Annotated in this window: 6 protein-coding genes; 5 read left to right on the top strand and 1 reads right to left on the bottom strand. The window is 69.3% G+C overall.

Annotated elements, in window-relative coordinates:
* Positions 1–178: 178 nt before the first annotated feature.
* Positions 179–571 carry a winged helix-turn-helix transcriptional regulator gene (locus tag AAHM44_RS06870; protein WP_269574770.1) on the bottom strand — a complete coding sequence of 131 codons (393 nt, stop codon included), beginning with the start codon at positions 569–571 and terminating at the stop codon, positions 179–181.
* An 82-nt stretch (positions 572–653) separates the two neighbouring features.
* Between AAHM44_RS06870 and AAHM44_RS06865 the strand changes: the two genes are divergently transcribed.
* The 5 genes from AAHM44_RS06865 (at position 654) to AAHM44_RS06845 (ending at position 7667) form a co-directional block, all read left to right on the top strand.
* Positions 654–1496, top strand: coding sequence for an SDR family oxidoreductase (locus AAHM44_RS06865; RefSeq protein WP_342249493.1), 843 nt, complete (start codon positions 654–656; stop codon positions 1494–1496).
* Between the two features lie 420 nt (positions 1497–1916).
* A complete protein-coding gene (locus tag AAHM44_RS06860; RefSeq protein WP_342249492.1) occupies positions 1917–3647 on the top strand; it encodes a DEAD/DEAH box helicase in 1731 nt (576 codons plus the stop codon).
* On the top strand, positions 3644–4093 hold the full coding sequence (locus tag AAHM44_RS06855; RefSeq protein WP_342249491.1) for a YaiI/YqxD family protein: 450 nt from the start codon (positions 3644–3646) through the stop codon (positions 4091–4093). Before AAHM44_RS06860 ends, AAHM44_RS06855 begins: the two co-directional genes overlap by 4 nt.
* Positions 4094–4140: 47 nt before the next feature.
* Entirely contained in the window at positions 4141–6603 is a 2463-nt protein-coding gene (locus AAHM44_RS06850; protein WP_342249490.1) for an aminotransferase class I/II-fold pyridoxal phosphate-dependent enzyme, read from the top strand.
* Complete coding sequence (locus AAHM44_RS06845; protein WP_342249489.1) at positions 6600–7667, top strand: glycosyltransferase family 2 protein; 1068 nt, start codon at positions 6600–6602, stop codon at positions 7665–7667. Before AAHM44_RS06850 ends, AAHM44_RS06845 begins: the two co-directional genes overlap by 4 nt.
* The last annotated feature ends 79 nt before the right edge of the window (positions 7668–7746 follow it).

Below are 7746 nucleotides of genomic sequence, written 5' to 3'. Positions count from 1 at the left end.
CCCCGGGCCCCCCCCGACTTGGGGGCCTGATTTTTTTGCGGGTGGGGGCGGGTAACCGGGCGCCCTTTCTTTGATACAAGCCACGCACTGGCCCGAGCAGCTCCCCGGCGAACGCCGGGGAAGCGAGGAGCCGCAGTCCCTCTTATCCTCCCCCTCCAGGAGGGGATAATGAACACCCCTACTCCGCCGCCACCTTCGCCGCCTGCGCGTCGCAGATGTCCGGCAGCCGCACTTCGATCCAGTCGGCCAGCGCGCGGATATGCCCCGCTGCCTCGCGCCCGATCGGCGTAAGGCTGTATTCCACATGCGGCGGCACCACCGGATAGGCGATCCGCTCGACCAGCCCGTCGCCTTCCAGCCATTGCAGCGTCTGCGCCAGCATCCTCTCGCTCACCCCGTCCACCTTGCGGCGCAGCTCGCTGAAGCGGTGCGTGCCGCCTTCCAGCACGATCAGGATCAGCACGCCCCATTGGCTGGAGATATGCTTCAGCACCTCGCGCGACGGGCAGTTGCGCTCGAGCAATGCGCCACGGCGCACGCGGGTCGAGAAGGGCTCCGGGCTTTTTTCCATACTTACCTGAATGTATGTACTTACGAATAGTAAGCAAGGCCAATATCTGGATGTCCGTCACCCGCCAAGAAGGAACGGACACATGACCATCGCCATCACCGGAGCCACCGGCCAGCTCGGCCGCCTCACTGTCGAGAAGCTCAAGGCAAAACTGCCCGCCGACCAGATCGTCGCACTGGTCCGCAGCCCCGAAAAGGCCGCCGATCTCGGCGTCCCCGCCCGCGCCTTCGACTATAACCAGCCCGAGACCCTCGCCGCCGCCCTTGCCGGCATCGACACGTTGCTGCTGATCTCGTCGAGCGAGGTCGGCAAGCGCGAGGCCCAGCACGCCGCCGTGATCGAAGCCGCGAAGCAGGCCGGCGTCGGCCGCATCGTCTACACCAGCCTGCTGCGTGCCGACACGAGCAGGCTTAGCCTGGCGGGCGAGCATCTCTTCACCGAAAAGGCGATCGCTGCCTCGGGCATCCCCTACACCTTCCTGCGCAACGGCTGGTACACCGAGAATTATGCCGCCGGCGTGCAGGGCGCGGTCGCGCACGGCGCGCTGATCGGCGCCGCCGGCCAGGGCCGCATCGCCGCGGCCGCCCGCGCGGACTATGCCGATGCCGCGGTCGCCGTGCTCACCGGCACCGGCCACGAGAACACGATCTACGAGCTGGCCGGCGACACCGCCTTCACCCTGGCCGACCTCGCCGCCGAGATCTCGCGCCAGACCGGCCGCGACATCCCCTTCCACAACCTCGCCCCGGCCGAGTACGCGGCTGCCCTAACCGGCGCCGGCGTCCCCGCCCCCTTCGCCGAGATGCTCGCAGGCTGGGATGTCGAGATCGCCCAGGGCGCGCTGTTCGACGACGGCCGGGTGCTGTCGAAGCTGACCGGCCACCCCACGACCAGCCTGGCGGATGCGGTGAAGGCGCTGATCTAAACCAGATCCTCCCAATCATTCCCCTCCCTGCAAGGGAGGGGCTAGGGGTGGGTTTGAAAAGGCCGGGCTCGATGCCCGGCCTTTTCTTCTTTCCATACCGTCGCGCCGAGCTCGCTACGCTCGCCACCCACCCCCAACCCCTCCCTTGCAGGGAGGGGAGCAAGAAAACCCGACGCCACCCCCACTTTTCCCCGCGAAGGCGGGGATCCATTCCGGCTGGCCGGAGCGAGTCTCAACCAGCTCAGCGCCAACGGATCGCCGCCTTCGCGGGGATGACGAAATGATAGCGCAACCAAAAACCCCGCAATCCCGCCATTAAGTTGCGCACCCCCGTCACGCGACGACACAAAGCCACGTCGAGACAAATCAACCCTCTTTTCCCTTGCGATACGGCCTTTGCGAGCCCATGTGCGGGGTCTCATGTCATTTGCCGATCTCCCTGCGCTTCTCGCCGAAGCGCTCGCAGCGCGTGGTTATGCCGCGCCCACCGCCGTCCAGGCCGCCGTCATCGAACCGGAAGCCACCGGCCGCGACCTCATCGTCTCCGCCCAGACGGGCTCGGGCAAGACCGTGGCCTTCGGCCTCGCCATGCACCCCGAGCTGCTCGGCGAGGATGGCCGCATCATCCCGACGCGGGAGCCGCACGCGCTGATCATCGCCCCCACCCGTGAGCTGGCGCTCCAGGTGAGCCGCGAGCTGATCTGGCTCTATGGCCCCACCGGCGCGCGCATCGCCACCTGCGTCGGCGGCATGGACGCCGCCAAGGAACGCCGCCAGCTCAGCTACGGCGCGCATATCGTCGTCGGCACCCCGGGGCGTCTGCGCGACCATCTCGAGCGCGGCGCGCTCGACCTGACTGCGCTGCGTGCCGTCGTCCTCGACGAGGCCGACGAGATGCTCGACATGGGCTTCCGCGACGATCTCGAGGCGATCCTCGACGGGGCGCCGGACACCCGCCGCACCCTGCTCTTCTCGGCGACCATGCCCAAGCCGATCGTGGCGCTGGCCAAGCGCTACCAGAAGGACGCGCTGCGCATCTCGACCGTGGGCGAGGATCGCGGCCACGGCGACATCAGCTATCAGGCGGTCACCGTCAGCCCGTCGGACATCGAGCATGCGGTGATCAACCTGCTGCGCTTCCACGAAGCGGAGACGGCGATCCTGTTCTGCGCGACGCGCGACAATGTCCGCCACCTCCACGCCACGCTGGTCGAGCGCGGCTTCTCCGCCGTGGCGCTGTCGGGCGAGCACTCGCAGAACGAGCGCAACCACGCCCTGCAGGCGCTGCGCGACCAGCGCGCCCGGGTCTGCGTCGCCACCGACGTCGCCGCGCGCGGCATCGATCTGCCGACGCTGACGCTGGTGGTCCATGTCGAGCTGCCGCGCGATGCCGAGACGCTCCAGCACCGTTCGGGCCGCACCGGCCGCGCCGGCAAGAAGGGCACTGCGGTGCTCATCGTCCCCTATCAGCGCCGCCGCCGTGTCGAATCGATGCTCAAGGGCGCCCGCATCCCGGTCGAGTGGACCGAGGTGCCGAGCCCCGAGGCGATCCGCGCCCAGGATCGCGAGCGCCTGATCGCCGCGCTGCTCGCTCCCGTCGAGATCGACGAGGAGGATGCCGCCATCGCCGAGCGCCTCCTCGCCGAGCGCACGCCCGCCGAGATCGCCGCCGCGCTCGTCCGCGCGCACCGTGCCGCGATGCCGGCGCCCGAGGAGCTCAGCAGCCAGGGCGATCGCCGCGAGGAGCGCCAGGCCGGGCAGCATCGTCCGGGCTTTGACGACGTCGCCTGGTTCCGCATGGATATCGGTCGCCGCCAGAATGCCGATCCGCGCTGGGTGCTGCCGCTGATCTGCCGTCGCGGGCACATCACCAAGAACGAAGTCGGCGCGATCCGCATCGGGCCGAACGAGACCGCGTTCCAGATCCCGCGCGCGCTGGCGAGCAAGTTCATGGCCGCCGTGGCGCGCACCGCCGAGAGTGACGAGGACGTCCGCATCGAGGCGTCGGATGCGCCGCCGGCACAGGGTGCCCGTCCGCAGCGTAACGGTCCGAACCGTCCTGCCGGGGGTCCGGGTGGCCCGGGCGCGCCGCGGCATCAGCCCCGGCCCTATCGCAAGGCGCCGCCGGCCCGGGGTCCCTCGCACCGGTGAGGATCCTCGTCGATGCCGACGCCTGCCCGGTGAAGGACGAGGTCTACAAGGTCGCCTGGCGCCACGAGGTGCCGGTGGTGATCGTGAGCAATTCGTGGCTGCGCGTGCCCCAGCATCCGCTGGTCAGCCGCCAGGTGGTCAGCGACGGCTTCGACGCCGCCGATGACTGGATCGCGGAAGCCGCGGATGCGCGGTCGGTGGTCATCACCTCCGATATCCTGCTGGCGGATCGCGCTTTGAAGGCAGGCGCGAAGGTGCTTTCCCCGAACGGCAAGCCCTTCACCGCCAACTCGATCGGCGCGGCAATTGCCACCCGCGCGATCATGGCGGACCTGCGTGCGGGCGGCGATCAGGTCGGGGGTTCGAATCCCTTCTCTAGCGCGGACCGCTCGAATTTTTTGCAGGCGCTGGACCGTGAGCTGGTCGCGTTGAAGCGACTTACCTAATCTTAGGAGACGTGCAGGCATAGTTCCGCATCGGGGATGAGGGACCTATGCTGAAACTACCGCTGATCGCTCCACAGCCGCCACGGCTGAGTGAAATGGCCGAAGAGCTGCGCGCGCTTGAGGCAAGCGGCTATTTCAGCAACGGCGGCCCCATCGTCCGCGATTTCGAGCGCCGGGCCGTGGCCCAGCTCTTCGGCGGCGAGGGACTGGCCCTGGCAGTCTCGAATGCGACGCTGGGCCTGTTGCTGGCGATCCGCGAGGCCAAAGCCGGCAGATCCGGCCGTTACGCCCTGGTCCCGGCCTTCACCTTCGCCGCCACGGCGCATGCAGCAATCTGGGCGGGGCTCACCCCGATCCTGGTCGACAGCGACCCGAAGGACTGGGCCGCATCAGCAACCGCCATCGAAGCCGAGCTCGCCCGGCACGGCGAGGGAGTGGCGGTAGTCATACCCTACGACACCTTCGGCACCGGCATCGATCTGGGCTATTACGAGGCCCTGTCCGAACACCACAATGTCGGCGTGGTGGTCGATGCCGCCGCCTCGCTCGGCAGCCTCGACGCCATGGGCCGCGGCTTCGGGACCGGCAGCCGTCTCACCTGCGTCTTCTCGATGCACGCCACCAAGACCTTCGCCACGGCGGAAGGCGGGCTGATCTACAGCGCCGATCCGGACCGCATCCAGATCCTGCGCCGCATGCAGAATTTCGGCTTCGGCGCACCGCGCACCGCGACGCAGGAAGGCATCAACGCCAAGCTTCCCGAGCTGCTCGGCCTGATGGCCCGCGCCAAGCTGGGCGAGATCGATGCCGTGGCCGAGCACCGCGCAGCGCTCGACCGCGCCTATCGCGAGCAACTCGGCGACATCGTCACCTTCCAGCGCAGCCATGCCCGCAGGCAGGTCGCGCAGTTCATGCCGATGCTGCTCCCGGCGGGGACGGACCGCACCGCGGTCATGGCCAGCCTGGCCGAACAGGGTATCGGCTCCGGCCATTATTTCAGCCCGCACATCGGCCAGCAGCCCTATTTCCGCGAAGCCTGCATCACCGGACCGACTCCGGTCGCCGACGATCTCTCCGCTCGCATGCTCTCGCTCCCGGTCACCGACCGGATGAGCGGAAGCGACGTCGCCACCATCTGCGACGCATTGCATGCCGCGCTGCGCAAGCCGCGCATCGTCGTGCCGTCCGCGCCCGAGCCCATCCTCAACACCGTGCTGATCGGCGGTGGTCCAGCAGGCGTGGCCTTCCTCATTTCGGCCAGCAAGAAGGGCAAGCTTCGCGAGCTTGGCGCCGGCCTCGCCCTGGTCGAGCGCGGCGATTGCCTCGGCGCCGGCGAGCTGCCGGGCTATGCCATCACGTCGGACAGCACCGCCGAGACCTTCCTCAGTGCGGTAAAGGACAATCCCGAGCCGAGCATCGCCGCGCTGATGGACCACCCCGCCGCCCGCGAGATCGCCGCTTATATCGGCAAGCTCGGCGTGCCGCTGCACCGCACCGGCCCGTTCCTCGAAGCGATGGGCCAGCGCGTCGGCGCTGTTGTGACGGAAGCCGGCGGCCAAGTGCTGACCGGCCATGAGGTCATCGACAGCCGCCGCTGCGCCATCGGCCTGTGGCGCACCCGCATTCGCAATCGCGCCACCGGCGCCGAACGCGAACTGCTGTCCGAGAACATCGTCATCGCCACTGGCGGCTACCAGTCGGCCAGCGACATCGCCGCCGCACCCGTCGCCGACACGCCGCTCGGCGAACTGGTCAGCGAGCGGCTTATGCTGTGCGACGACATGCTGCGCACCGGCGGCATGGACCGGCTGCGCACCCGCATCGCCGGCAAGCGCGCGCCCAGGATCGCGATCATCGGCGCCTCCACCTCGGCCATCGCCTCCGCCGTCCTGCTGCTCAAGTCCGACATCCCGTTCGGCGCGGAGAGCCTGAGCCTGCTCCACCGCGAGGAGCTCCGCCCCTGGTACCCCTCGGCCGAGGCCGCCCGGGAAGACGGCTTCACCGATTTCGGTCCGGACGACATCTGTTCGCTTTCCGGCTTCGTCTATCGCCTAGCCGGCTTCCGGCTCGAGGCGCGCGAGCTGGTCCTGCGCATGCTCCGCATCGGCGGGCGCACGCCCGATCCGCGCGTCCGGCTGCAGCAGATCGCCCGTCCCGACCCGGAGACCAGCCGCATCCTCGCCGAGGCGGACGTTGTCGTCGCCGCGCTCGGCTATCGCCCGCACGCACTGCCGCTGCTCGATGCCGAGGGCCAGCGCATCGCACTCAGCGCCCACGCCCCGGGCCGCCCGCGCCTCGCCGACCAGCTTTGCCGCGTCACCGATGCCGAGGGCCAGCCGATCCCCGGCGCCTATGGCATCGGCCTCGCCGCCGGCTTCGTCCCCGAAGGGCGCCTCGGCGGCGAGAAGAGCTTCAAGGGCAAGGCCAATGGCCTGTGGCAGTGGCAGAACGATGTCGGCCAACTCATCGTCGACCAGCTGCTCGGGCAGAGCGTGAGCCTCGCCGCGTGAACGGACTGCCTGCTCCCACTGTCTCGGTCGTCATGCCCGCCTATAACGGCGCGGCCTGGATCGGCGCGACGATCGACTCCGTCCTCGCCCAGGACTTCAGCGACTGGGAGCTGGTGATCGTCGACGATTGCTCGACCGACGACACGCGCGCCCTGCTCGCCACGCTGACCGACCCGCGCATCACCGTGCTCCATGCCGAGACCAATGGTGGCCCGGTCGTCGCCCGCAATATCGGCTTCGCCGCGGCGCGCGGACGCTACATCGCGGGGCTCGACCAGGACGATCTCTGCAAGCCCGGCCGCTTCGCTACCCAGGTCGGCTATCTCGACGCCAATCCCGGTACCGTGCTGGTCGGCGCCGCCGCCGAGTTCCTCGAGAACGGCATTGTCAGCCCCTGGCCCGGCGACCGCCCGCTTACCCCGGCGATGATCGACTGGCTGCTGCTCACCCAGAACCCGCTGGTCTGGTCCACCGTCATGTTCCGCGCCGAGGCCGCGCGGCTGCTCGATCCCTTCGAGCGCCCCCAGGTCCGCTATGCCGAGGACTTCGACCTCTATCACCGGCTCGGCCGCTTCGGACAGATCGCCCGGCTGGACGAGGCCCAGCTCCTCTATCGCTGCCACCCCGGCGGCGCTTCCAAGCGCTTTGCCGAGATGATGGCGGCCAGCGCCGGCCGGGTGCTGACAGAGCGCTATCTGCCGGTGTTCGGCGACGAGGCAGCTGCGAACGCCGCGCTCGTCGTGCGCTATTTCATGCAGCGCGACCCGGCCCCCGACCTGGAGACGCTGGGCCGGCTGTCGCGCATCCTGGCGGCGCTCCACGCCGACCATGTCGCCCGCACCCCGCTCACCCCGCAGGAGCGGATCGAAGTGGACGGCGAGCATGCCCGGCTCTGGTGGCTGATCGCCCGACCCGCGCTGCGCCAGGGCGCGGTGACGATGCGCCAGGCGATGGGCGTGTTGCCGGAGAGCGTCCACCTGCCCGCCAGCGACCCGGACCGCCTGATCTCGCCGCTGATCGGCCGCGTCCGGGCGATCGGACGCGGGTTCGGCGTGGCGCTCTGAGATCGAAAGTACACGAAGTACAGGCTCAGAACGGCTATCGACGGGAGCTTGCGGGCGGCCACCGAGGACCGCCCCGGCC

Source organism: Sphingomonas sp. OTU376, assembly GCF_038440415.1.
Lineage (GTDB): Bacteria > Pseudomonadota > Alphaproteobacteria > Sphingomonadales > Sphingomonadaceae > Sphingomonas > Sphingomonas kyeonggiensis_A.
This window is presented reverse-complemented; position numbering and strand designations above follow the sequence as displayed.